Raw genomic sequence first — 25,069 nt, 5'->3', positions numbered from 1 at the left:
TATAAGATAATATTTTTACTATTTAAAAGTAACGCCAAATTTAGCAGCTTCTGCTTTTGCTTGAGGTAGTAATGCGGTTAATTCATTTATTCTTGTTTGGTTGCTAGGGTGGGTACTTAAAAATACTGGAGGTGCTTTTCCTTCAGATTGTGCCGACATTCTTTCCCACACTTTAACTGCATTAATAGGGTCGTATCCGGCAATAGCCATTAGTGTTAATCCAATCATGTCGGCTTCGCTTTCATGTGCTCTACTAAAAGGCAAAATACCTAATACTTGAGAACTTGCACCATATGCTTGCATGGCTTCATTCTGATATTTTGGTAAATATTTTTCGGCCGCTACAGCAGCACCAACACCAACAGCTTGTTGTAATAAACCGGCACTCATACGTTGTTGCCCGTGATTGGCTAATGCATGTGCGACTTCATGTCCCATAACGGCTGCTATTCCAGCATCGTCTTTACAAATGGGTAAAATTCCGGTGTAAAAAACAATTTTACCACCAGGCATACACCAAGCATTTACTTCTTTGCTATCTACTAAATTATATTCCCATTTGTAATCGTTTAAATAATCTGATTTTCTGTTAGCAGTTAAAAAACGTTCAGAAGCTGTTTTTATTTTCATTCCAATGGTTTCAATTCGTTTGGCATCTGAAGTTCCTTTCAAGACCTTGTTTTCAGATAAAAATTGATCGTATTGTTGAAAAGCAGATGGAAAGATTTGACTATTTGGAACAAATGCCATTGTACTTTTTCCTGTAAATGGGTTTTTTGCGCAAGAAACTACAAGAATTCCTGTTGCGATAAGTGATTTTAGAAGTATTTTCATGATGTGAAATTTGGTCAAACAAAGTTATTCTATTTTTTGTTTAATTCAAAAATCATACCATACTATAATTGATTACTTTTGCATAAAAAAAACAGATGCCGAATAAAAAATCTTCAATCACAACTCAAGTTCCTAAATTTATAGTGTTAATTGGGCGATTTTTATATCGAATTTCTCCTAATTTGGCTGAGAAATTTGCTCGAAAATTATTTATCACGCCAATAAAACATAAAATTCCGAAAAGAGAGTTTCAAATGGAAGCTACTTCGCAACAAAACAAATTATTTATTCCGTCAATAAATAAAGAAATTGTGGTGTATGCTTATGGAAATTCGAGTAAAAAAATACTATTGGTTCACGGATGGTCGGGAAGAGGTACTCAATTGGTAAAAATTGCCGATGCCTTCATAGAAAAAGAGTATTCTATAATTAGTTTTGATGCACCTGCACATGGAAAATCGGGTACAAAAACCACGTTAATGCTCGAGTTTATTGAATCGATTTTAGAGGTTGAAAAACACTATGGTCCTTTTGAATTTGCTGTTGGGCATTCTTTAGGTGGCATGTCTATTTTAAATGCTGTAAAAAAAGGATTGCAAGTAAAAAAAGCGGTAGTAATTGGTAGTGGAAATAGCGTCATTAATATTGTGAATACTTTTATTGAAAAAATTGGTTTACCAAACAAAGTGGCTGTTTTAATGAAAAATAATTTTGAGAAAAAATACCATTTTGAAATGGAAAGTTTTTCGGCGTATGTAGCAGCTAAAGAGGTTGAAATTCCAGTTTTAGTTATTCATGATACTGATGACGAAGATATACCGGTTTCAGAAGCATATCATTTGGCAGAAAACCTTACTAATAAAGAAATTTTAATAACCAATAATTTAGGACATAGAAAAATATTGGGCGATTCAAAAGTAATTCACAAAATTGTTGAATTCTTATTGATAAAAAAATAAAATCACATTAGTATAAACAGATTTTTAAATTTATTTTTGCAAAAAACTTTTTACAATGACACAACAAATTTCTAATTTAGAACAATTTACACAACAAGTTCGAAGAGATATTCTTAGAATGGTTCATGCAGTTAATTCAGGTCATCCAGGTGGTTCTTTGGGCTGTGCAGAGTTCTTAGTAACCCTGTATCAACACGTAATGAAAAGAAATGAAGGTTTTGACATGAATGGTGTTAATGAAGACATTTTCTTTTTATCAAACGGACATATTTCTCCCGTATTTTACAGTGTTTTAGCACGAAGCGGTTATTTTTCAGTATCTGAATTGGCTACTTTCAGAAAATTAAACACACGTTTGCAAGGACACCCAACTACACACGAAGGTTTAGAGGGTATAAGAATGGCTTCTGGATCTTTAGGACAAGGTTTGTCAGTTGCAATTGGAGCTGCTCAAGCAAAAAAACTTAACAAAGACACAAATTTAGTCTATGTTTTAACTGGAGATGGTGAATTACAAGAAGGTCAAAATTGGGAAGCAATTATGTATGCGTCTGCTAAAAATGTAGATAACTTAATTGCAACTGTCGATTTAAATGGGCAACAAATTGATGGTTCTACTACTGATGTATTAAACATGGGTAATGTAAAAGCAAAATTTGAAGCATTTGATTGGGATGTGTTAGAAATTACTGAAGGAAATAATATTGAAGCCATAATAAACGGAATGGCAGATGCAAAATCTCGTACAGGAAAAGGAAAACCGGTTTGTGTGTTATTACATACAGAAATGGGTAATGGAGTAGATTTTATGATGCATACTCATGCTTGGCATGGTAAAGCACCAAGTAATGAGCAATTAGAAAATGCTTTAAACCAAAATCCAGCCACTTTAGGAGATTATTAATAATGCTTTGTGCTTAATGCCATATGCTTATAGCTAAAAAATATGAAAAAATACGAAAACACAGGAAGTAAAGATACACGTTCAGGATTTGGAGCAGGAATGACCGAATTAGGACAAAAAAATGAAAATGTTGTAGCACTTTGTGCCGATTTAATTGGTTCGTTAAAGTTTGACGATTTTAAAAAAAATCATCCAGAGCGTTTTTTCCAAATCGGAATTGCGGAAGCAAATATGATTGGAATTGCAGCAGGTTTAACTATTGGAGGAAAAATTCCTTTTACAGGAACTTTCGCTAACTTTTCTACTGGAAGAGTGTATGACCAAATTCGTCAATCGGTAGCTTATTCAGATAAAAATGTTAAAATTTGTGCTTCACACGCGGGTTTAACTTTAGGTGAAGATGGAGCAACTCACCAAATTTTAGAAGATATTGGTTTGATGAAAATGTTACCTGGGATGACAGTAATCAATACTTGTGATTACAACCAAACAAAAGCTGCGACTTTGGCATTAGCAGATCATCATGGACCTGCATATTTACGTTTTGGTCGTCCGGTAGTGCCTAATTTTATGCCTACTGACGAACCTTTCGTAATTGGAAAAGCAATTTTATTAAATGAAGGAACAGATGTAACGATTATCGCAACAGGACATTTGGTTTGGGAAGCTTTAATCGCTGCTGAAGAATTAGAAAAACAAGGTATTTCTGCTGAAGTTATTAATATTCATACTATAAAACCTTTAGATGAAGAAGCAATTTTAAAATCAGTTGCTAAAACGGGTTGTGTAGTTACTGCTGAAGAGCACAATATTTTAGGTGGTTTAGGTGAAAGTGTTGCCAGAACGTTAAGTTTGAATACACCAACTCCACAAGAATTTGTAGCTACTAATGACACTTTTGGAGAAAGTGGAACACCAGAACAATTAATGGAAAAATACGGATTAAATAGTTCTGCTATTATTGAGAAATCATTAAAAGTAATAGCAAGAAAATAGTATTATTTTATAATTAATAAAATTCCCGTTTCGATTAATTTCAAAACGGGATTTTTTTGTTGATTATAAAATTTCTTCTACATGTTTTTTTATGTTACTTGCTATTTTTGCAGTTGGTAAATCGTTTTCATCACCACCAAAAGGATCTTCAATTTCTTCGGCAATTAATTCTAAACTTGCCAACACGTAAAATATAAAAACTACTACAGGAATAATGTAATATCCTAAAGTAAAAACATATCCAAAAGGTAATGTCATCACATAAAAGAAAATAAATTTTTTAATAAACGCACTGTAAGAATAGGGTATAGGTGTGTTTTTAATTCGTTCACATGCACCACAAACATCGGTAAAAGATTGTATTTCTGAATTTATTATAATTAATTGATTTCCACTAATTTTATTTAATTTATATAAATCATTAATTTTATTAAAAATCATCTTTGCAACTTGATTGGGTTTGTGTTTATTTTGATCAATTTCTAAATCTAAACCTTCAAATAAAACCTTACCTACTTCTTCATTACTTAAATGTTTTGCTAAGATAGATGCGTAACCTGGAATTACTTTTTTGAAATAATTTTTATCCGATTCACTTTCCAAAATAGCAGCTAACTTAATGGCTAAATTTCTGGAATTATTAACTAAACTTCCCCATAATTTTCTTCCTTCCCACCATCTATCGTAAGCAGTATTAGTTCGGTAAGCTAAAAGTAATGACAACACAAATCCGACTGTTGTATGTAATATAGAAATATTCTTTACGTGACTGTTTTCTTTTAATTTGAAATAATGGATTTCGAAATAACAAATGGCACCAGAATACGCACCAATCAATATCATCATTGGAATTAATTGACGAAAAGTATCCGATTTATGAAATCGAAAAATAAAAGTAATCCAGTCTTTTGGGTTGTATTGTACCATGGTTTTATGTTTAAATAAAATTATTTAATCTATTTTCTATTTTCCATTACGAGATGTAATTCCAAATGCTCTTTTTCTTACTGATTTCCATAAATACAGCCTTTAATTTTTCGTGTTGAGGTAAATCCATGCCTGGGTCTTCTTTAAGAAGTTTTACAGCAATATGTCTCGCTACTTGTAAAATATCACGGTCTTTTACTAAATCTGCAATTTGAAGGTTTAATACACCGCTTTGTTGTTTTCCCATAATATCTCCGGGACCACGAAGTTTTAAATCGACTTCTGCAATTTCAAATCCGTCATTGGTTCGCACCATCGTTTCCATTCGGGTTTTACTGTCTTCGGATAATTTGTAATCTGTCATTAAAATACAATAACTTTGTTCGGCACCACGCCCAACACGTCCACGTAACTGATGCAATTGCGACAAGCCAAAACGTTCAGCACTTTCAATCACCATTACGGAAGCATTGGGTACATTTACACCCACTTCAATAACCGTAGTTGCAACCATAATATTGGTTTTTCCTTCAGCAAAGCGTTTCATTTCTTCATCTTTGTCGGCAGGTTTCATTTTTCCGTGTAAAATAGAAATAGAATACTGTGGTAAAGGAAAATCACGAGAAATACTTTCATATCCGTCCATCAAATCTTTATAATCCATTTTTTCCGATTCTTGAATTAACGGATATACAATATAAATTTGTCGGCCTTTGGCGATTTCGTCTTTTAAAAATTTCCAAACAACTAATCGCTTGCTATCAAATCGATGTACGGTTTGTATAGGTTTTCTGCCTGGAGGTAATTCATCTATTACAGAAATATCTAAATCGCCATACAAACTCATAGCTAATGTTCGTGGTATAGGAGTCGCCGTCATGACTAAAACGTGTGGCGGGATTTCCGATTTCCTCCAAAGTTTACTTCGTTGTTCTACACCAAAACGATGTTGCTCATCAATTACGGCTAAACCTAAATTTTTAAATTTTACTTTATCTTCCAATAAAGCATGTGTTCCGATTATAATATCTAATGTGCCGTTTTCTAATTCTTCGTGAATAATTCTTCGTTGTGCAATTTTCGTAGAACCTGTTAAAATTCGGATATTGATGTTCAAATCTTTGGCTAATTCGGTAATCCCATTAAAATGTTGATTGGCTAAAATTTCTGTAGGCGCCATCAAACAACTTTGAAAACCGTTATCTTTCGCAATTAGCATACACATTAATGCCACAATGGTTTTACCTGAACCTACATCGCCTTGTAGTAAACGATTCATTTGTGCATGACTTCCTAAATCGTTTCGTATTTCTTTCAATACTCGTTTTTGAGCATTAGTTAGTTCAAAAGGTAAATGATTGTTATAAAAATTATTAAAATTTTCCCCAATAATTTCAAATGGAAACCCTTTTATTTTATGTTTTCGAATTAAATTTTTAGTGATTAATTGTAATTGAATAAAGAACAACTCTTCAAACTTTAATCGAAATTGCGCTTTGGCTAAAAGTTCTTGACTTTTTGGAAAATGTATATTTAGTAAGGCTTCTTTTTTTGGAATAAGTTTTAATTCTTCTATAATGGAATCGGATAATGTTTCTGAAAACAATTGATGGGTTTCAGAAAACAATTGCATCATCATTTTATTGATAACTTTATTTGTAATGCCTTTGTTGTTTAGTTTTTCAGTGCTTGGATATACAGGCTGCATCGCACTTCGTAATGTGGTTTTGTGTTCTTCCAATAATTCCATTTCTGGATGTGCCATATTGAAAACTGAACCAAATTGCGTAATTTTCCCAAAAATAACATAAACGGTATTAAGTTTTAAGCTTTCCTTAACCCATTTTTGGCCTTGAAACCATACCAATTCCATTTGTCCTGTATCATCTAAAAAAGTGGCAACTAATCTTGATTTTCCTTTTCCTTGGTCGATGGTTTTAACATGAACCACTTTTCCAACAATTTGAACTTCTGAATTACTATTTATTAGTTGGTTGATTTTAAAATAGCGCGTTCTATCGATATATCGATTAGGGTATAAATTGATTAAATCGCCATATTTATGAATATTCATTTCTTTGCGAAGTAAATCGCCACGCTGCGGACCTACGCCTTTTAAATATTCTATGGGAGTATCAAGTAGATTCAAAGTCTAATTCTATTTTTGTAATTCAAGTTAAATTTTGAACACAAATAAAGAAATTGTATAAATTATTAAATTTCTCTAATCTGCGTTAAGACACACATGAAAAGCGAAGATAGGCATAAATTCTATATTTTGAAATTATTATTTCTTTATGAATTTATAAGTAGTATTGCCACTTTCAGAAATTAATTTTACAAAATAAATTCCGTTTTCATAATTAGAAACATCAACATTCGTTTCATTATCTAATAAAATACAAGAATGTAGTTTTTGTCCCAATATTGAATATATTTCAGCTGTTGGATTTGAGTTCTCAGGGTTTAAAATGGTTAATTTATCTGAAACAGGATTTGGAAATAATTTAATTCTTTCAGGATTTTGAAAATTAGTTGTTGACAATGCGGCTTCTTGATACACCCTAACATAATCTACTTCCATGGTAGATTGAACAAAATTATTGGAAACACTAGGTTCTATAGCAACATTTAATAAAATATACTGTTCTGCATCAAAAGGCCAAGTATATTGGTTTTTTATAGATGGATTATAGGTTAAATGATTAATGCCGTCTACACTAAAAGTAATACTTTGTGCATTCCACTCCATGGCATAAATATGAAAATTATTTGAAACCCCAGCTTTGTATTGAGAGTTTGTAATATATTCGCCAACGCCTAAATTCCCATTTATAGGATGATGTACTGCACTAGAAATGACGTTTTGATTGGTTCCCCAATGTTCCATAATGTCTATTTCACCACAGGCTGGCCAGTTGGTAGTGCCATATGTTGCAGTCCAATATCCACCAGGTTCAATGATATTTTTGCCTAACATCCATATTGCAGGCCAAGTTCCAGCGCCAGTTGGTAATTTGGCACGAACTTCAACTCGGCCATATTTAAAGGCAAATTTCGAATTTAATCTGGCTGAGGTAAATTGTTTGGTTTGATTTTGTTGTGTAAGAACTTCTTTTTTTGCTGTAATAGATAAAATTCCATTTGAACAATAAGAGTTTGTCTGGCTGTTGGTATAATGCTGTAATTCGCCATTATACCAGCTTGTTCCATTAGGTAATTGTGTTTGATGAAACCAATTTAAATTATTTACCACGCCATTAGTGTTAAATTCATCACTCCAAACTAAATTAGTGCAAGTTGAAACGGCTCCTGAATATAAGAAGTCATCAATATATGCCAGTACATTTGAATTGTTGTTTTCTCCATTTATTTGTATTAATACTCGATTAAAATCCCATCTATTTAATGGGTTTTGAGAGTTGGGATCTAAATTAATAAATGCATCTGTAGCAAAATTAAATGTAATGGTTTGCCATTGATTTAAAACGATAGGTTTAATAATTTCACATTGCGTAGACCATGGTGTAGCTGAAGTGCCATTTTGAAGTTTTAATGAAATTTGATTGTTTTGATTTCCTGTTATACCACTTGAAGGAACATATATTTTTAATGAAAATTCACTACTTGTTAATAAATTAAAATTAAATCCAGCATCAAACCGAACGTTTGCATATTGCCCACCAGTATCCGAATACTTCAGAACTTTTGATGACGAATTTATTCCTGTAGGAAAAGGATTGTTAAAATTTGTATCTATCAAACAAGCATCGCCAACCCAAGAATTGATAGTGCTGTTTCCTTCAAAATTGTCCTGTGAGATTTGTGCTTGAGAGAATAAACTAACTTGAGAAAACAATAATAATACTGAAAGTATGTTGCGCATAATATCTTTTTTTCAAAAATAGTGTTTAATTTAGCACAAAGTAAAATGATAACCTATACTAAAACTATACAATAATAAAATTTTCGTGTACTTAATTCGGTTTTGTTAATCAGTATCTTTGTTGTAAATAAAATTATAATGCGCTATATATTTATACTATTTTCAATTTTTTCCTTTTCGCAACAAGTAAAATATGTTGATTTTTTGACGTGTACTGCTTCTTTATATCCAAATTTTGAAGAAAAATCTATTTCTGGGAATGTTACTTATGAATTTAAGGTAAAGCAGATTTTAGATACTATTAAAATCGATGCAAAAAATATCGAGTTTTCTGATGTCATGATTAATGGTAAATCGGTTAAATTTAAAAATTCAGGAAAAACATTGGATTTATTTGATGGGTTTTCTAAAGGTAAAAACAAACTAACGTTTCAATACACTGCCATACCGAAGCAAACGCTATATTTCATAGGTCAAGATGAAAATAGGCAAATCTGGACGCAAGGCCAAGGCAAATACACAAGCCATTGGTTGCCGAGTTTTGACGATGTAAATGAGAAAGTAATTTTCGGGATTACTATTAACTATTATGTTGATATGGATAAATTTGAATTTAATCCTATCGCATTATCTAATGGTAAATTAAATTTTGAGAAAAAAACTATAAGTTGGAGTAGAGGCGTTAACGATATAACAAGAAATTATCAAATGCAAAAACCTATATCGTCTTATTTGGTAATGTTGGCGTTTGGAAAATTTGGGATGCAAGAAGTCAAAAGTAAATCAGGAACGCATTTAGAATTATACATAGATAAAAATGATTATTCAAAATTTGAACCTACATATCGCTATTCTAAACAAATTTTCGATTATTTAGAACAAGAAATTGGTTTGAAATATCCTTGGAAAATCTACCGCCAAATTCCTGTTAGAGATTTTTTATATGCGGGTATGGAAAACACGACTTCTACGATTTTCTCTCAAGATTTTGTTGTGGATTCAATTGGTTTTAATGATAAGAATTACATAAATGTAAACGCCCACGAATTGGCACATCAATGGTTTGGTGATTTGATAACCGCACAATCGAGTAAACATCATTGGCTTCAAGAAGGTTTTGCTACGTATTATGCGCTTTTAGCAGAAAAGGAAATATTTGGAGATGATTATTTTTATAACGAATTATATGATTATGCGTTGCAATTGAGAAGCGCAGCTAAAACGGATACCATTCCTGTGATGAATGAAAAAGCCAGTTCGATATCATTTTACAAAAAAGGCGCTTGGGCGTTGCATACCTTACGCGAAGATATCGGTGCGAAAAATTTTCAAAAGGCAGTAAAAAAGTATTTGAAAAAATACCAATACAAAAATGTAAATACAGATGAATTTTTAGCTGAAATAAAAAAAGTTGCTAAAGATTTTGATGTTGAAAAATTCAAAAAGAAATGGTTAGAAACATCAGGTTTTGATATGGTTTTAGCGGAAAGTTATCTTTTAAAAAACAAATCGGTTGCCACCTATATTCAACTAACAAAAGAGAAAAAAGATATTGAGAACTATAAAGTAATTTTACAATCGGATACGTATTTTCCTATAAAACAATATATTTTTTATAAATTAGATAATACTACTTTTAATGATAAAAAAGAATTGATTGAAATTGGTATGAAACAAAACATTTATGTTCGCCAAGCCATTGCAGAAACGTTGAGTGAAATTCCAGATGAATTTAAATCGCAATATGAAACGTTTTTAGATGATTTTTCATATAAAACTAAAGAAATTGCTTTGATAAATTTGTGTAATAATTTTCCAAATCAAGCAAATGAATATTTGGAAAAACTAAAAAACTTGCAAGGCAACAATGATAAAAGTTTACGAGTAACTTGGTTAAAACTTGCTTTAAATTCAGATAAACATATAGAGTATAAAAATCTGTACTTCAATGAATTATTAAGTTATACTTCAAGTAATAATGAAAGTTACCTTCGAGAAAATGCTTTGGAAGTTTTGTTAGAGTTGTATCCTGAAAACGAACAAGTAATTCAAGCTTTGTTTCAAGCAACCATGCATCACAAATGGCAATTTACAAAATTCGCAAGAGAGAAAATACGAGCCTTATTAAAACAATCAGATTTTAGAAATAAAGTAGAAAATTTAGTTAAAACTGCGGATGAAAAAACAGCTAATTTGTATTTGAAATTTTTAAAAGAATAACAGATTAAACCTAACGGTTTAATTGTTAAAACACCCTTTTTAATTCTTCTTTAATAAAGCTAATGGCAACAGCACTTGCGCTCTCTGTTTGAGTAAGTTCTTGAAGTAATTTCGTGCGTAATTCTTCACCAGATTTTACTTCTCCTTCAATAGAAAACCTTCTAATTTGAGTAATAATACTGTTTTTAGCTTTTAAAATAATTTCCCAACTTTCATGAGTAAAATATATTTGTTGCGCAATATTATGCTCGTATTCAGTTTGTATAGTATGTATTAAAAGCGTAGCGTAATTTTGCGCATCTAAGCTGTTTGGTTCAACACGCATCATTAAATTAATTGGATTGATGCGCTCTAAAAACAATACAATTCGCTCATAAGCTTGCAATCTAATAGGTAAGCCTAAACGCTGATTCTCTCTTAGTAATTCGAATTTTCGTTTGTTTTCTTCGTTTTTAAAAAATTTATGTAATAAACCAAACGCAACTCCTCCAGTAATAATTGCTGGTAATGTATATGTGGCAATTTCTAATAACTTTACTTCAATATTCATCGATTGTTTTTTTACAAATCTAAAATATTTTTTTAAATAAAATAAATCCATTTATAATTTCTTATATTTGTTAGTATATCAGCGAGTTAATATGAAAAAATTGTTTTTTTTTGGTTTAATTCTTTTTTCTGTTTTGTCGTTTTCTCAGACAAAAGAGATGATATTGGTATTTAAAGATAAAACGTCAGGTGCTTTAATTGAAAATGTCGTTGTTGCGATTTTAAGAACAGATGAAAATTTTCAAAGCAATAAGGAAGGAGTGGTGAAATTTAATTTAAATAAGTCATCTAGAATAAATATTAAGCATACCGAATATAAAGAAGTAAGTATCAGTTCGGTTACTTTAAAAGAGTTGGAAACGGTTATTTTTTTAGAGAATATTTCACAAGACATTGAAGATGTTGTAATTACTAATCGCCAATCTTTTAATATACTTAAAACATTGATTAATAAATCAATGAAGCAACTTACTGCACCTATTAATTTAAAGATATATTCACGAGAATTTTTTAAATACAATAACGAATTCACCTCTTATTCTGATGGTTTGGTTAATTTTTGTTTGAAGGAAAAACCTGATAAATTTGCCGCTGATATATTAGTAGAACAAAACAGGACATATAATTTAATAAATAACGAAAAAATCATTAAAAAGACATTAAGTTTTTAAATATATTGTCAATTTAGCCGAATCAAAAGCTAAAAAGAAATTCGATTTCGAAATAAAAACGGTGAAAGGAAAAGCAGATTTTTATCAAATGCTAATTGTTCCAAAGCCAGAAATAGAGGAGTTTTTGCCAACAGTAACGGTAATTTATGATTATAGAAAGAACATTATCTTAGAATTAGAATATTTTGTAGAACCCAGTCGATTTGAATATTCAGATGTTTCTAACTTAAAAGTTGTAAAAGGAAAAGTATTCAATTCCATCTTTAAAGCCTTGTATATTTTAGATGGTGACGATTATTTTTTAGCCAGTACAAAAGAAGAAATAGGCTTGATGGTAAAAGATAAAAAGGATGTGGAAAATAAGGTTGAAATAGCCAATTATTTAATCACCACACAGCACAGTAGGAAATTTGTACCTTATGAAAAAGAAGATGTTTTTAAAGAAAAATCTTTAATAAACAAGAAAAACTCAATTATAACGGAATATTGGGAAACCAATTCCGGTTTGTTATTAACTTCAGAAGAAAAAAAAATTGTTGATAATTTACAGTTAAAAGACAATTAAAAGCAGGAAAAATCACTTCATAATCTGTATTTTTGCTTTCCTAATTATCCTATTTTAGCCATGCAACAATACATAAATCAATTAAATGAGGCACAACGTGCGCCAGTTTTGCAAAAAGACGGCGCTATGATTGTTATTGCGGGTGCTGGTTCAGGCAAAACACGTGTGCTTACCGTTCGAATTGCTAACTTGATGTATCAAGGTATAGATGCTTTTAATATTTTAGCCTTAACATTTACCAATAAAGCAGCACGTGAAATGAAAAAACGTATTGCTGAAATTGTGGGAAATAATGAAGCTAAAAACCTTTGGATGGGTACATTTCACTCTGTTTTTGCTAAAATTTTGCGAAGTGAAGCTGAAAAATTAGGTTATCCTTCCAATTTTACCATTTACGATTCTCAAGATTCATTACGTTGTTTGGGTGGTATTATTAAGGAAATGCAATTGGATAAAGATGTGTATAAACCCAAACAAATTTTAGGAAGAATTTCCCAATATAAAAACTCATTAATTACAGTACGTGCCTATTTCAATAATCCCGAATTACAAGAAGCCGATGCGATGAGTAAAAAACCTCGAATGGGCGAAATTTACAATAATTATGTTGAACGTTGTTTCAAGTCGGGCGCGATGGATTTTGATGATTTGTTGTTGAAAACCAACGAGTTATTAAATCGTTTTCCAGACGTTTTAGCGAAATACCAAGATAGATTTAGATATATTTTAGTTGATGAGTACCAAGATACCAATCATTCTCAATATTTAATTGTAAAAGCACTTTCAGATAGATTTCAGAATATCTGTGTTGTAGGTGATGATGCGCAAAGTATTTATGCTTTCCGTGGTGCGAATATCAATAATATTTTAAACTTTCAAAAAGATTACGATGGTGTAAAGATGTATCGATTGGAACAGAATTATCGCTCTTCAAAAAATATTGTAGAAGCGGCGAATAATGTTATTGATAAAAATAAAACCAAACTGGATAAGATTGTTTGGACAGCCAATGATGACGGGCCTAAAATTAAAGTGCATCGAAGTGTTACAGATGGTGAAGAAGGGCGCTTTGTAGCTGGAACTATTTTCGAACAAAAAATGCAAAACCAATTACCGAATTCGCATTTTGCTATTTTATACCGTACCAATGCACAATCTCGTGCTATGGAAGATGCGTTGCGAAAAAGAGATATTCCGTACCGAATTTATGGCGGATTGTCTTTCTATCAAAGAAAAGAAATTAAAGACGTCTTATCCTATTTACGATTGGTAATCAATCCAAAAGATGAAGAAGCATTAGTTCGAGTAATTAATTATCCTGCGCGTGGAATAGGAGATACTACAGTTGAGAAATTAACAGTTGCTGCCAATCATTATAAACGTTCCATTTTTGAAGTGATGGAGCATATTGATAAAATCGATTTAAAATTAAACTCAGGTACGAAAACCAAGTTGCAAGATTTTGTTACGATGATAAAAAGTTTTCAAGTCATCAATGAACAACAAGATGCCTTCACGTTAACAGATCACGTAACGAAGAAAACAGGTTTAGTGCAAGAATTAAAAAAAGACGGCACACCTGAAGGAATTGCCAGAATCGAAAATATAGAAGAATTATTAAACGGTATTAAAGATTTTACCGAAGGTCAAAAAGAAATTGATGGCGCGCGTGGTGCTTTAGCAGAATTTATGGAAGATGTGGCGTTGGCGACAGATTTAGATAAAGACACAGGCGATGATGATAGAGTGGCATTAATGACAATTCACTTAGCAAAAGGATTAGAATTTCCACACGTTTTTGTGGTAGGAATGGAAGAAGATTTGTTTCCAAGTGCGATGAGTATGAACACACGAAGCGAATTGGAAGAAGAAAGACGATTGTTTTATGTAGCCTTAACTCGTGCCGAACATCAAGCGTATTTAACGTATGCGCAATCGCGTTACCGTTGGGGAAAATTGGTAGATAGCGAACCTTCACGTTTTATCGAAGAAATTAATGATGAATATTTGGAATATATGAATCCGATAGATTCGGGTTACCGATATAAACCAACTATGGATATTGATATTTTTGGCGATGTAGATAAATCTAAATTGCGATTGGCTAAACCAACTGCAGGAACGCCACCCGAATACATTAGCAAAAACGAACCGGTTTCGTCTATTAATATTAGAAGACTAAAACCGTTAAATAGTGGAGCAAGTACATCGAAAAACAATATTACAGATGCAAATTTAGCTGTTGGAAACATTGTGATGCACGAACGTTTCGGAAAAGGTGAAATTGTAGGTTTAGAAGGTGTAGGAGCAGACAAAAAAGCGGAAATACGTTTCGATGTTGGAGGCTTGAAGAAGTTGTTGTTGCGATTTGCAAAGTTAAATGTGATTGGGTAGAAAAAAGTTTCAGGTTTCAGGTTCTTTTTGTTAACTTGAAACTTGAAACTTGAAACAAAATTAATATGGCAGAATTTCTAAAAATATACGAAGACAAACCAAGTGAAACAACTATTAAAAAAGTAGTGGAAGTTTTAAAAAACGGCGGATTGGTCATTTATCCAACCGATACCGTCTATGGTTTAGGTTGTGATATTACCAATTCTCGTGCGTTGGAAAAATTAGCGAAAATTAAAGGTGTGAAGTTAGAAAAAGCTAATTTTTCTTTTGTTTGTAGTAGTTTAAGCAATATTTCAGATTACGTAAAGCAAATTGACACACCTACTTTTAAAATTTTAAAACGAGCGTTGCCCGGCGCTTATACGTTTATTTTGCCAGGAAATAACGACTTACCAAAAGACTTCCGTAAGAAAAAAACAGTGGGAATTCGAGTACCAGATAATAATATTGCCATACAAATTGTGGAAATGTTAGGAAATCCAATAGTTTCAACATCTATTCACGATGAAGATGAGGTAATTGAATATTCCACCGATCCGGAATTAATTTTCGAGAAATGGCAAAACCAAGTCGATTTAGTTATTGATGGCGGTTATGGAGAAAACATTGCTTCAACCATTATCGATTTAACAGGTCACGAACCAATTGTTGTTAGAGAAGGTAAAGGTGATGTAAATATCATATAAAATTACAAATCAAAAATTCCAAATTCCAAAATTCATATTTTAAATCGTAAATCGTAAATCCCAAATCGTAAATTACTTAGGGCTTATAATTTCCACATCACTAAACGCAATTGCACCTCTAACTACACCTTGAATGGTTGTTTTTAGCGCATCAATAATATGAATTTTTAATTCGTTTTTAGAGAAAATTAAACTTACTTCTCTTGATGGTTTTGGGCTAACAAATTGTTTAAGTTTAGTTTTATTTTTCTCGTTTAAATCTAATGTATGTAAATAGGGAAGTAGGGTAGTCCCTAAGCCTTCATCGGATAATTTAATTAAAGTTTCAAAACTGCCGCTTTCTAATTGAAAATGATTCTCACCAATAAAATTATTGTTTTTACATAGATTCAAAACACTGTTTCTAAAACAATGTCCGTCTTGTAATAACAATATTTTCTCTACATCTAAATCAGCAACTTCAATTTCTTTTTTTGCTTTATTAAGACTGTTTTCTGGTATATAGGCTACAAAAGGTTCGTAATATAGAACGATTTCCTTAAGTTTCTCTTCATCTAAAGGTGTAGCAGCAATAGCACAATCTAAATGCCCATTTTTAAGTTTTGTAATAATATCCGAAGTATTTAATTCTTCTACAATTAAGTTTACTTTTGGATATTTTTTTATAAAAGTATTTAAAAACATCGGAAGTAAAGTGGGCATAATCGTAGGTATCATACCAATACGAAAATCGCCACCAATAAATCCCTTTTGTTGGTCTACAATGTCTTTAATTCTATTTGCTTCGTTAACTATATTTTTAGCTTGAGTTACAATTTTGCTTCCTACTTCAGTTAAACCAATAGGTTTCTTTGTTCGATCAAAAATTTGGATACCTAATTCTTCTTCCAATTTTTGAATTTGCATACTTAATGTCGGCTGCGTAACAAAACATTTTTCGGCAGCTAATGTGAAATTTTTGTTTTCAGCAACTGCTAAAACGTAATATAATTGGGTAATGGTCATGATATCAATATTTGTGATAAAAGTAAAAATTTCTATTGTAAAAAACTATTATTCAAGAAAAGATTATAAAAAAAAACTCTGAAAACAAGCCAGAGTTTTTATAAATCGTAAATAGTAAATCCCAAATCGTAAATCGTAAATTATTAATATACCTCCGATTCTTTTAATTTTTCAGTATTAGCAACTAATTGTAATTCATCAATAAATTTATGAATTTTTCCAGACATTACGCCGTCCATATCAAAAACGTCAACACCAATTCTATGGTCAGTTACACGTCCTTGAGGGTAATTGTAGGTTCTAATTTTAGCCGAACGGTCACCTGAACTTACTTGAGAAGTTCGCGTTTTCGCATCTTCTTCTTGTTTTTTTGCTAATTCTTGTTCGTACAAACGAGAACGTAATACAGTTAACGCTTTATCTTTATTTTTATGTTGCGATTTTTGATCCTGACATTGTGCAACTAATCCTGAGGGAATGTGTGTTAAACGTACTGCCGATTTAGTAGTATTTACAGATTGTCCTCCAGGTCCTGAAGAACAGAAAAAATCTACACGAACATCATTCATATCAATTTGCACATCAAATTCTTCTGCTTCTGGTAAAACCATAACCGTCGCTGCTGAAGTATGCACTCGACCTTGTGTTTCTGTCTGAGGCACACGTTGTACACGATGTACTCCCGCTTCATACTTTAAAGCACCATAAACATCTTCTCCAGTTACTTCAAAAATTACCTCTTTAAAGCCACCAGAAGTTCCATCACTCATATCAACTACAGAACATTTCCAACCGCGACCTTCGCAATATTTGGTGTACATTCTGTATAAATCTCCTGCAAAAATAGACGCTTCATCACCACCAGTACCGGCACGAATTTCAACCATTACATTTTTTGCATCTTCTGGATCTTTAGGAATCAACATAAATTTGATTTCTTCTTCCAACAACGGCAAACGTTCTTTGGCTTCTTCTAATTGCATTTTAGCCATTTCTACCATTTCGGCATCAGAACCATCTGCAATTATTTCTTGTGCTTCTTTTATGTTAGCATCCAGAGTTATATATTCTTCACGTTTTTGAACCAACGCATTTAAACTTTTATATTCTTGGTTTAATTGTACATAACGCTTTTGATCGGCAATTACATCAGGTTGAATAATCAAATCTGATATTTCGTCGAAACGTTGTTTTACGTATTGTAATCTGTCTAACATGTCTTCATTATTTTGTAAAGCAAAGTTACAAAAAAAAGTAATCTTTTATATAGTTTATTGCGATTTGTAGAAATATGTTTCTATATTAAATTGCACTAAACTGCTTTTCTACTGCCAACTATTTAATTTAATTTTTTGTTTTTGAAGTGTTTATTTATAAAATGGTATTAAAAAAAAGATATTATTTGTTAAAAATAAATTTATGATTTATCTTTGAACAGAATTCACAAATAAAATTCCGGAAAACATGTTTGAATTTCAACAGTATTTAGGCTTTTTACTTTTCTTAACCATTTTAACTATAGGTTTTTGGTTAATGTTTTTTCTTGTAGGTTTTGTTCAATATTGGATTGGCGGATCTTTAATAGAATTATACAAAGAAAAGAAAGCGAAAAAATTAGCTGAACAAGAAAAGTAATTTTCTTAAGTTAATAAAAAATCCCGATTCGTACGAATCGGGATTTTTTTGTTTTGTGTTAGAATTCTCCGCCACCGCCTTCTTGTTGTTCTAAGCTTTTTGGTTTTATTTCTTTTTCGTTTTTCAATTTATTAAATCTATATGTAAACGAAACCGTTACTTGTCGTACTCTCCATTGCATTTCGCTATAAGAATTTACAGTTGGTAATTGTAAATCTTGAATTCTTTTTCTTGAATTAAAAACATCACTCACATTAAGTGAAATGGTTGCTTTTTCTTTTAAAACATCTTTACTAAAAGCTAAATTCATACTTGCAATTCCTAATGTTTTTCCTTGAGCTGTTTTTTGTCCTGCATTATACGTTCCATTAGTTTGCCAATCAATTTTGTATGGTAAATTTATTTTAGATGTTAATCGTGCTGTCCATGTACTTGATTTGTAATTGAAGTTTTGATTAACTAAAATATTGTTAGAATTAATAAATTGATAATTCCCTTTGGTTTCATTATAAAAATAATTCACATTTGAATTTAATTTCCACCATTTTTTTACGGTATAATTTAAGGTAACTTCCATTCCAATTCTATTATCTTCACCTAAATTAAAAGGTGTATTGATAATTACTGGAATTCCATTAAAAAACTGACCACTTTCTTTTCGAACCGTTTGGAAAGCGTCTGTAGTATGATTGTAATACGCAGAAGTGCTTAGTGTGATTTTATCCCATTTTTTTAAATAACCAATATCAAATGCATCGGTAAATGAAGGATTTAATTTTGGATCTCCAATAAATAAATTGATATTACTGGTGTACGAAGAAAACGGATTAATAAATCGATCTCTTGGACGAGTTATTCTTTTACTATAATTTAAGGAAATATTTGAATCGTTATTTAATTCATATGTTAAAAATAAACTTGGAAAAAAGTTGTTGTAATTTCTTGTGTTTAAATCGTTTGTTAGTAACTGATTGATTTCCAAATTGGTGTTTTCCAATCGTAACCCTCCTAAAACAGATAACTTTTTAAAGAATTTAGTTCCTAATTGAGTATAAATAGCACTTACATTTTCAATGTACTCAAAATTATTCGTAAATCCAGGAATATTAGTGTAAGGACTATTTTGATTTATGCGTTCCAACACTTCATAATTACTTGTAGAATTCGTATAACTTCCTCTGTAACCAGCTTCAAACTGTAAGTCTTTGGTTATAGGTAAAACATAGTCAGCCTGAATTAAATTTCTAGTTTGTCTACCAATTTTTGAAGTTGTTTCGTCCGATACAAATGTATTTGTTTCTAAAATACTTCCATAAATAGTTGAAAATTCATCTTCTTCATTTAATGAAAAGGAAGCATCAATTGTTAATTTGTGTCCATCCTTTTTAAATTTCTTTATAAAATTAGAAGTGTATTCTACTGCTTCATTTCTAGAAAGTGATTGGTTGTCTCTGAAACGCGTAAATAAAAAGTTACTTCTATTTAAAGTATAATTTTTGTAGGTTACATCTTCAAAATTTTTACCGTCGTTGTTTCTATAATTGATACTATTTGTCCATGTTGCCGATTTGTCTTTGTTTAGAAATACTTCCATACCAAAATTAACATTGACACCATCGCTAAATCTATTGGCATTTCTACGCTCTTCAATATAGGTATTTGCTACAAAATTTTCTTGATTGATTTTGGTATTTCCTGGATTATTTCTGTCATTATAAGCTATAGTTGCAAATAAGTTATATGTGTCTGATTTTGAATTAATATTTGCAGAAATACCTTGATTTTTTGGATCACCAGCGGTTGCAATTACTGTTCCGTTAATTCCTTTGTTTTTTCCTTTTTTAAGGATAATATTCAAAATTCCACCACCACCTTCAGCATCGTATCGCGCAGATGGATTGGTAATTACTTCTACTTTTTCAATAGCATCAGCAGGCAGCATTCTTAACGCATCGGCAACATTTATAGCTGTTGAAGGTTTTCCATCAATTAAAACACGGACACTTTCATTACCACGAAGACTAATGTTTCCTTCTACATCAACAGCTACACTTGGTATGTTATCTAAAACATCACTTACCGTTCCGCCTTTTACCATTAAATCTTGACCAACATTATATACCTTTTTGTCTAATTTAATGTCAACCGACGTTTTTTCACTTCGAATTACGACCGTTTCAATTTGATTAGAATCAGATTCTAAGGCTATATTTCCCAAATTGGTATCTGACCCAATAGTTTGATTTAGTTTTTCTTGAGTTTTAAATCCAGGAAATTCATATTTAAAATTATACGTTCCGTTGTTTAATTCGATGCTAAAGTTTCCATTTGCATCTGAAGTGCCTCCAGTAATAATTTTTTTTGTGTCCGATTTTGAAATCGTAATTACAGCGAATTCAATAGGTTTTGTAGTTTCTTTATCGATAATTTTACCAGTAATAATTACTTTTTTTAACGAAATTTGAGAGATGGCCGTAGTACTAACAAATAAGAAAGTTAGTAGCAGCATTGATTTTTTAAATAACATATTTTGTGACATTTTACAGTACAAATTTAGTGTTCTGGATTCAAACAAGTATTAAAACTATGTTAAATCATTTTATAAAATTGTGTTTATTAATTCCGATGGTCTCACAATTACCGCTTTTTCTCCATTAATTACGATAGGTCTTTCTATTAGTTTTGGAAATTGCAACATTGCTTCAATAATTTCTTTATCAGTTAAATTCTTGCCTTTGAAATTTTCAACCCAATCTTTTTCCTTAACTCTTATCAATTGAATTGGCTTGATTTTTAGTTTTTTTATAATAGTTTCTAACTCTGTATAAGTAAGCGTTTTTTCCAGGTAATGTATCGTTTCAAAAGGTTTATTAAGGTTTTCTAAGAAGCAAACACCTTCTCTGGATTTTGAACATCTTTTGTTGTGGTATATAGTTAGCATAAATATTTTTTTTACAAAGGTAATAATTGTAATTTAGTGGACTTAAAAAATCGTAATATGTATATAGAACAATTGCAGAAAATTAAAATAAGTTTGTGGTCTTACGCAGTCATTCCCTTTTCATTTTTAGCATTAATGATTTTTATTTATTTTTCATCAGATGGTGTTGATACCAATGAAGTGATAAAAAAAACGATTGAAATGTATGGAATAAATGGTACGTTTGTAATGCTTGTTGCGCCATTATCATTTATGTTGTTTATAGTTTTATTTTATAATAAATTCATTCAAAATAATTCATTACGAATATTAACTACGTCTCGTCCCAAAATCGATTGGTCAAGAGTTTTTTTCTCATTTGGACTTTGGGGAGGTATTACAATTTTAACAACCATTATAGGCTATTATGCCGCTCCAGAAGATTTTGTGATTCAATTTAATCCTGAAAAATTTGCTGTGTTTGTAGTATTGGCTGTAGTGTTAATTCCTTTTCAAGCTAGTTTTGAAGAATATTTATTTCGTGGACATATGCTTCAGGGATTAGGTTTAGCTACAAAAACTAGATGGGTTCCATTATTGGTTACGTCATTTTTATTTGGCATAATGCATATTGACAACCCAGAAGTTGATAAATTGGGGATGATTATTATGTTTTATTATATTGGAACAGGTTTGTTTTTAGGAATTTTAACTTTAATGGATGAAGGTTTAGAATTAGCATTAGGATTTCACGCAGCTAATAATTTAATTGGTGCATTGTTGGTTACTTCAGATTGGTCGGCATTTCAAACGCATTCTATTTTAAAAGATGTTTCCGTGCCAAGTGCTAATTTTCAAATTTTCATACCTATATTAGTGTTTTTTCCAATTTTACTTTATATTTTTTCTAAAAAGTACAAATGGAGCAATTGGAAAGAAAGACTTTTTGGAAATATAAAACCAATACAAGTAAAAGAATAATGAATCAAATTATTCATCCCGATTTTAAATTAAACGGAAAAAGTTTTACTTATATAGAACTTTTAGCAGAAGCTTTATATTTAAAAGAAAACGGACAATTATTTGAAAAAGAAATTGGAAAATTCCTTATAGATTGGCTAAGTAATGAATCATTTGTTTTTGTCCAAACGTCAGGTTCTACAGGAATACCAAAGCAAATTGTTCTTCAAAAATCGGCAATGATAGCTTCGGCGAAAGCTACAGGTTTGTTTTTTAACTTACAACCAAAAAACACCGCTTTGTTATGTTTGTCAGCCAATTATATTGCAGGAAAAATGATGTTGGTGCGTGCAATTACTTTAGGGTTGCATTTAGATACAATTGATCCAACAAGTGAACCATTATCTACAAAAAAGTACAATTTTACAGCAATGGTTCCTTTGCAGGTGCAAAAATCATTATCAAAATTACATTTGGTTGATAACGTATTAATAGGTGGTGCAAAAGTGAGTTATACTTTGTCAGAAAGTATTCTGAAAACCAATTGCAATGCTTTTGAATCGTATGGAATGACGGAAACCATTTCGCACATTGCCATAAAGAAAATTGGAGAGTTGTCATTTACTGTTTTACCAAATGTAACTATATCTGTAGATGATAGAAGTTGTTTGGTGATTGAAGCTTTAGAACTTTCTAATGAAAAAATTATAACAAATGATATCGTAGAAATCGTAAATAAAACTCAATTTATTTTAAAAGGACGAATTGATAATATGATTAATTCCGGAGGTATTAAAATTTTTCCAGAAGAAATAGAAGAAATCCTAGCTAAATTCATTTCAGTTCCTTTTTTTATTGCCAGTAAACCTGATGAAAATTTAGGCGAAAAAGTAATTCTTGTGCTTGAAACCACTCCGTTTTCTATTGATAATAGCGTGTTTTCAGAATTATCAAAGTACCAAATACCAAAAGAAATTTTGTTTTTAGAGTCATTTGAAAGAACAGAAACGCAAAAAATTAACAGAAAGAAATCATTAGAAAAATTAGTGTAAACAAATACTTTTCAATAGATTATTTTCTTTCTACCTTAATATAAAACTGATTGGTTTTTACAGCAATGTTCTCCAAAACTAATTTTTTTTCAACTTTTAGTTCTTGATTTTCAGTTGTAGGTTGTAATCGTATTGTTTGTTCATTAATAATAATATCTACAGGCATTTTAAAATCGGCAGTTACATTTTCCCATTTGTAATTCAGTTTATTACTGGTTTTTGACAACACCAATTTAGGAATTTTTGTAGTCGTTAAATAGTGCTGAAATACGGAAGTTAAATCGATACTACTTTCTTTATTAAAAAAATCAATTACGGTTTTCGTATCGATAATTTGCTTTTTATAGGTTTCAGAGTAATTATATAAAAGTTTCCACCATTTAACATCATCATTAATAATGTGTCTTATTGTATTTAGTAGTAAGGCACCTTTATAATACATATCGCCACTTCCTTCTCGGTTTACACCAAATTGACCAATAATTGGACGGTCGTTTTGCACATTTCTTGATTGTCCGTTTACATATTTTATGGCTTCATCATATCCTTTAATACATTCAATAAAAACGGTTTCTGTGTAGGTTGTAAAGCCTTCGTGAATCCACATATCGGCAATATCTTTACTTGTAATACTGTTTCCAAACCATTCGTGTCCGGTTTCGTGAATCGTAATATAATCGAAAAACATTCCAGCACCCGTCCCGGATAAGTCCATTCCAAGATATCCTTTTTTGTATTTATTTCCATAGGCTACAGCACTTTGGTGTTCCATACCTAAATAAGGCGTTTCTACTAATTTATAACCATCTTCAAAAAATGGATATTTCCCAAATTTCGATTGAAAGCAATTCATCATTGGTTTCACATCATTATCAAAATGTTTACGAGCTGTTTCTTCGTTGTACCGCAACACATAATAATCTAAATCCAGACCTTCGTGATTATCGTGAATATGCACATAATCGGCAATATTTACTGTAATATCATAATTGTTAATAGGATTTTTTACTTCCCAATCCCAACGCGTATAGCCGTCTTTTAAATCGGTTGAACCCAAAAATCTTCCGTTGGAAACATTCATTAATCCGTTTGGTACGGCTACTTTTATGCTTGCTCCGTTGTCTGGTTCATCCGTTTGTGAATCTTTACACGGATACCATAAACTCGCACCGGTTCCTTGTACAGCCACACCAATCCAAGGGTTTTGTTTTTTATCTTTTGTAAATACAAAACCACCATCCCAAGGAGCATTTTTAGCAATTACAGGATTTCCATAGTATGAAATTTTTAATTTATGTATTTCTCCTTTTTTTAATGTTTTCGGAAAATGAATAAAAACGGCGTTAAATTCTCTCGTAAATTCAATCTTAGGTATATTATCTAAAGTTATTCCGTCAAGTATCATATTTTCAAACAAATCTACTTGGATTTTATTTGTATCATCGTCAACTTTAAATGTTATTGTATTGGAACCGAATATCCATTTTTTTTCGGGATCAATTCTGATATCTAAATCATATCGCAACACATCATAACAGGTGCGTTCTTCACGAAATCCACCTTGTAACGAATCTTTACGAGAAAATTCTTGCGCTTTCATTTGATTGAAAACGAATAGAAAAAGGGAAAGTAGAAGTGTTTTTTTCATGAAATTAATTTATATATTAATTGAGATAAATCCAATTTTAAAATGATATAGAATAAAGATAAATAATAGTATTTGAGCTAAAAGATAACTATTAAAATCATATCCTTTATTTGCTTTTTTTAGTAAAATCATTTTACGAAAATTGTAAAGAATTGGAATAGTAATAAATGCAATAGTAATTATATTTCCAGTTAAAATCGCTTTACTACTTGAAGAACTTGCACCAGATCCAAAATATAAAAATAAAGAAAATAAACA

At 31.0% G+C, this 25,069-nt stretch carries 22 protein-coding genes; 11 read left to right on the top strand and 11 right to left on the bottom strand.

Annotation, left to right across the window (positions count from 1 at the left end; all coding sequences use genetic code 11):
- Positions 1–18: 18 nt before the first annotated feature.
- On the bottom strand, positions 19–834 hold the full coding sequence (locus ACIQZ1_RS02795) for a M48 family metallopeptidase (protein WP_396158852.1): 816 nt from the start codon (positions 832–834) through the stop codon (positions 19–21).
- 95 nt (positions 835–929) lie between these two features.
- Here ACIQZ1_RS02795 and ACIQZ1_RS02790 point away from each other — a divergent pair, with 95 nt between their 5' ends.
- Genes ACIQZ1_RS02790 through ACIQZ1_RS02780 form a run of 3 tightly spaced genes read left to right on the top strand, consistent with a single transcriptional unit; the run spans position 930 to position 3,693 of the window.
- Positions 930–1,793: an alpha/beta fold hydrolase gene (locus ACIQZ1_RS02790; RefSeq protein WP_396158850.1), complete on the top strand. Its 864-nt coding sequence runs from the start codon at positions 930–932 to the stop codon at positions 1,791–1,793.
- Positions 1,794–1,848: 55 nt separating this feature from the next.
- Positions 1,849–2,697 carry a transketolase gene (locus tag ACIQZ1_RS02785; RefSeq protein WP_396158848.1) on the top strand — a complete coding sequence of 283 codons (849 nt, stop codon included), beginning with the start codon at positions 1,849–1,851 and terminating at the stop codon, positions 2,695–2,697.
- Positions 2,698–2,739: 42 nt separating this feature from the next.
- Positions 2,740–3,693: a transketolase family protein gene (locus ACIQZ1_RS02780; RefSeq protein ID WP_396158846.1), complete on the top strand. Its 954-nt coding sequence runs from the start codon at positions 2,740–2,742 to the stop codon at positions 3,691–3,693.
- 63 nt (positions 3,694–3,756) lie between these two features.
- Here ACIQZ1_RS02780 and ACIQZ1_RS02775 read toward each other — a convergent pair whose 3' ends face one another.
- The 3 genes from ACIQZ1_RS02775 to ACIQZ1_RS02765 form a co-directional block, all read right to left on the bottom strand.
- Positions 3,757–4,620 carry a bestrophin family protein gene (locus tag ACIQZ1_RS02775; RefSeq protein ID WP_396158844.1) on the bottom strand — a complete coding sequence of 288 codons (864 nt, stop codon included), beginning with the start codon at positions 4,618–4,620 and terminating at the stop codon, positions 3,757–3,759.
- Between the two features lie 46 nt (positions 4,621–4,666).
- Positions 4,667–6,769 (bottom strand): ATP-dependent DNA helicase RecG, encoded by a 2,103-nt coding sequence (gene recG / locus ACIQZ1_RS02770; RefSeq protein ID WP_396158842.1) that lies wholly within the window; start codon positions 6,767–6,769, stop codon positions 4,667–4,669.
- Between the two features lie 138 nt (positions 6,770–6,907).
- Positions 6,908–8,506, bottom strand: coding sequence for a family 16 glycosylhydrolase (locus tag ACIQZ1_RS02765; RefSeq protein WP_396158840.1), 1,599 nt, complete (start codon positions 8,504–8,506; stop codon positions 6,908–6,910).
- 138 nt (positions 8,507–8,644) lie between these two features.
- Between ACIQZ1_RS02765 and ACIQZ1_RS02760 the strand changes: the two genes are divergently transcribed.
- Positions 8,645–10,726: a M1 family metallopeptidase gene (locus ACIQZ1_RS02760; RefSeq protein ID WP_396158838.1), complete on the top strand. Its 2,082-nt coding sequence runs from the start codon at positions 8,645–8,647 to the stop codon at positions 10,724–10,726.
- Between the two features lie 25 nt (positions 10,727–10,751).
- On the opposite strand, the gene ACIQZ1_RS02755 is transcribed toward ACIQZ1_RS02760, so the two are convergent.
- Positions 10,752–11,276: a hypothetical protein gene (locus ACIQZ1_RS02755; protein WP_396158836.1), complete on the bottom strand. Its 525-nt coding sequence runs from the start codon at positions 11,274–11,276 to the stop codon at positions 10,752–10,754.
- A 91-nt stretch (positions 11,277–11,367) separates the two neighbouring features.
- Here ACIQZ1_RS02755 and ACIQZ1_RS02750 point away from each other — a divergent pair, with 91 nt between their 5' ends.
- The 4 genes from ACIQZ1_RS02750 to ACIQZ1_RS02735 all read left to right on the top strand — a co-directional run bounded on the left by ACIQZ1_RS02750 (position 11,368) and on the right by ACIQZ1_RS02735 (position 15,591).
- Positions 11,368–11,946 (top strand): hypothetical protein, encoded by a 579-nt coding sequence (locus ACIQZ1_RS02750; protein WP_396158834.1) that lies wholly within the window; start codon positions 11,368–11,370, stop codon positions 11,944–11,946.
- A gap of 61 nt (positions 11,947–12,007) precedes the next feature.
- Positions 12,008–12,511: a hypothetical protein gene (locus ACIQZ1_RS02745; RefSeq protein ID WP_396158832.1), complete on the top strand. Its 504-nt coding sequence runs from the start codon at positions 12,008–12,010 to the stop codon at positions 12,509–12,511.
- A 60-nt stretch (positions 12,512–12,571) separates the two neighbouring features.
- Positions 12,572–14,905 carry an ATP-dependent helicase gene (locus tag ACIQZ1_RS02740; protein ID WP_396158830.1) on the top strand — a complete coding sequence of 778 codons (2,334 nt, stop codon included), beginning with the start codon at positions 12,572–12,574 and terminating at the stop codon, positions 14,903–14,905.
- A gap of 65 nt (positions 14,906–14,970) precedes the next feature.
- On the top strand, positions 14,971–15,591 hold the full coding sequence (locus ACIQZ1_RS02735) for an L-threonylcarbamoyladenylate synthase (protein ID WP_396158828.1): 621 nt from the start codon (positions 14,971–14,973) through the stop codon (positions 15,589–15,591).
- Positions 15,592–15,663: 72 nt separating this feature from the next.
- On the opposite strand, the gene ACIQZ1_RS02730 is transcribed toward ACIQZ1_RS02735, so the two are convergent.
- Positions 15,664–16,596, bottom strand: a complete 933-nt coding sequence (locus ACIQZ1_RS02730; RefSeq protein WP_396158826.1) for a LysR substrate-binding domain-containing protein — start codon at positions 16,594–16,596, stop codon at positions 15,664–15,666.
- A 143-nt stretch (positions 16,597–16,739) separates the two neighbouring features.
- Complete coding sequence (prfA, locus tag ACIQZ1_RS02725; RefSeq protein WP_396158824.1) at positions 16,740–17,813, bottom strand: peptide chain release factor 1; 1,074 nt, start codon at positions 17,811–17,813, stop codon at positions 16,740–16,742.
- A 247-nt stretch (positions 17,814–18,060) separates the two neighbouring features.
- Between prfA and ACIQZ1_RS02720 the strand changes: the two genes are divergently transcribed.
- Positions 18,061–18,231, top strand: a complete 171-nt coding sequence (locus tag ACIQZ1_RS02720) for a hypothetical protein (protein WP_166077281.1) — start codon at positions 18,061–18,063, stop codon at positions 18,229–18,231.
- 58 nt (positions 18,232–18,289) lie between these two features.
- Here the strand turns inward: ACIQZ1_RS02720 and ACIQZ1_RS02715 are convergent, their stop codons facing one another.
- Together ACIQZ1_RS02715 and ACIQZ1_RS02710 are read right to left on the bottom strand one after the other, a co-directional pair.
- Complete coding sequence (locus tag ACIQZ1_RS02715) at positions 18,290–20,740, bottom strand: TonB-dependent receptor domain-containing protein (protein WP_396158822.1); 2,451 nt, start codon at positions 20,738–20,740, stop codon at positions 18,290–18,292.
- A 90-nt stretch (positions 20,741–20,830) separates the two neighbouring features.
- Positions 20,831–21,172 (bottom strand): ArsC/Spx/MgsR family protein, encoded by a 342-nt coding sequence (locus tag ACIQZ1_RS02710; RefSeq protein ID WP_396158820.1) that lies wholly within the window; start codon positions 21,170–21,172, stop codon positions 20,831–20,833.
- A 57-nt stretch (positions 21,173–21,229) separates the two neighbouring features.
- Here ACIQZ1_RS02710 and ACIQZ1_RS02705 point away from each other — a divergent pair, with 57 nt between their 5' ends.
- Together ACIQZ1_RS02705 and ACIQZ1_RS02700 are read left to right on the top strand one after the other, a co-directional pair.
- Entirely contained in the window at positions 21,230–22,132 is a 903-nt protein-coding gene (locus tag ACIQZ1_RS02705) for a lysostaphin resistance A-like protein (RefSeq protein ID WP_396158818.1), read from the top strand.
- Entirely contained in the window at positions 22,132–23,163 is a 1,032-nt protein-coding gene (locus ACIQZ1_RS02700) for an AMP-binding protein (protein ID WP_396158816.1), read from the top strand. Before ACIQZ1_RS02705 ends, ACIQZ1_RS02700 begins: the two co-directional genes overlap by 1 nt.
- A 19-nt stretch (positions 23,164–23,182) precedes the next feature.
- Here ACIQZ1_RS02700 and ACIQZ1_RS02695 read toward each other — a convergent pair whose 3' ends face one another.
- A complete protein-coding gene (locus ACIQZ1_RS02695) occupies positions 23,183–24,811 on the bottom strand; it encodes a M1 family metallopeptidase (RefSeq protein WP_396158814.1) in 1,629 nt (542 codons plus the stop codon).
- A 9-nt stretch (positions 24,812–24,820) separates the two neighbouring features.
- The coding region (locus ACIQZ1_RS02690; RefSeq protein WP_396158812.1) for a hypothetical protein at positions 24,821–25,069 on the bottom strand (249 nt) is incomplete at its 5' end.

Source organism: Flavobacterium sp., from assembly GCF_044341185.1.
Classification (GTDB): domain Bacteria; phylum Bacteroidota; class Bacteroidia; order Flavobacteriales; family Flavobacteriaceae; genus Flavobacterium.
The sequence above is the reverse complement of the archived record's forward strand: the minus strand, read 5'-3'. Positions and strand labels throughout refer to the sequence as shown.

Coding starts and splice junctions, on each gene's coding strand:
- ACIQZ1_RS02795 (WP_396158852.1), bottom strand. CDS start 834: ATGAAAATACTTCTAAAATCACTTATCGCAACAGGAATTCTTGTAGTT.
- ACIQZ1_RS02740 (WP_396158830.1), top strand. CDS start 12,572: ATGCAACAATACATAAATCAATTAAATGAGGCACAACGTGCGCCAGTT.
- ACIQZ1_RS02735 (WP_396158828.1), top strand. CDS start 14,971: ATGGCAGAATTTCTAAAAATATACGAAGACAAACCAAGTGAAACAACT.
- ACIQZ1_RS02775 (WP_396158844.1), bottom strand. CDS start 4,620: ATGGTACAATACAACCCAAAAGACTGGATTACTTTTATTTTTCGATTT.
- ACIQZ1_RS02785 (WP_396158848.1), top strand. CDS start 1,849: ATGACACAACAAATTTCTAATTTAGAACAATTTACACAACAAGTTCGA.
- prfA (WP_396158824.1), bottom strand. CDS start 17,813: ATGTTAGACAGATTACAATACGTAAAACAACGTTTCGACGAAATATCA.
- ACIQZ1_RS02720 (WP_166077281.1), top strand. CDS start 18,061: ATGTTTGAATTTCAACAGTATTTAGGCTTTTTACTTTTCTTAACCATT.
- ACIQZ1_RS02750 (WP_396158834.1), top strand. CDS start 11,368: ATGAAAAAATTGTTTTTTTTTGGTTTAATTCTTTTTTCTGTTTTGTCG.
- ACIQZ1_RS02705 (WP_396158818.1), top strand. CDS start 21,230: ATGTATATAGAACAATTGCAGAAAATTAAAATAAGTTTGTGGTCTTAC.
- ACIQZ1_RS02700 (WP_396158816.1), top strand. CDS start 22,132: ATGAATCAAATTATTCATCCCGATTTTAAATTAAACGGAAAAAGTTTT.
- ACIQZ1_RS02760 (WP_396158838.1), top strand. CDS start 8,645: ATGCGCTATATATTTATACTATTTTCAATTTTTTCCTTTTCGCAACAA.
- ACIQZ1_RS02765 (WP_396158840.1), bottom strand. CDS start 8,506: ATGCGCAACATACTTTCAGTATTATTATTGTTTTCTCAAGTTAGTTTA.
- ACIQZ1_RS02730 (WP_396158826.1), bottom strand. CDS start 16,596: ATGACCATTACCCAATTATATTACGTTTTAGCAGTTGCTGAAAACAAA.
- ACIQZ1_RS02790 (WP_396158850.1), top strand. CDS start 930: ATGCCGAATAAAAAATCTTCAATCACAACTCAAGTTCCTAAATTTATA.
- ACIQZ1_RS02755 (WP_396158836.1), bottom strand. CDS start 11,276: ATGAATATTGAAGTAAAGTTATTAGAAATTGCCACATATACATTACCA.
- ACIQZ1_RS02780 (WP_396158846.1), top strand. CDS start 2,740: ATGAAAAAATACGAAAACACAGGAAGTAAAGATACACGTTCAGGATTT.
- ACIQZ1_RS02695 (WP_396158814.1), bottom strand. CDS start 24,811: ATGAAAAAAACACTTCTACTTTCCCTTTTTCTATTCGTTTTCAATCAA.
- ACIQZ1_RS02710 (WP_396158820.1), bottom strand. CDS start 21,172: ATGCTAACTATATACCACAACAAAAGATGTTCAAAATCCAGAGAAGGT.
- ACIQZ1_RS02715 (WP_396158822.1), bottom strand. CDS start 20,740: ATGCTGCTACTAACTTTCTTATTTGTTAGTACTACGGCCATCTCTCAA.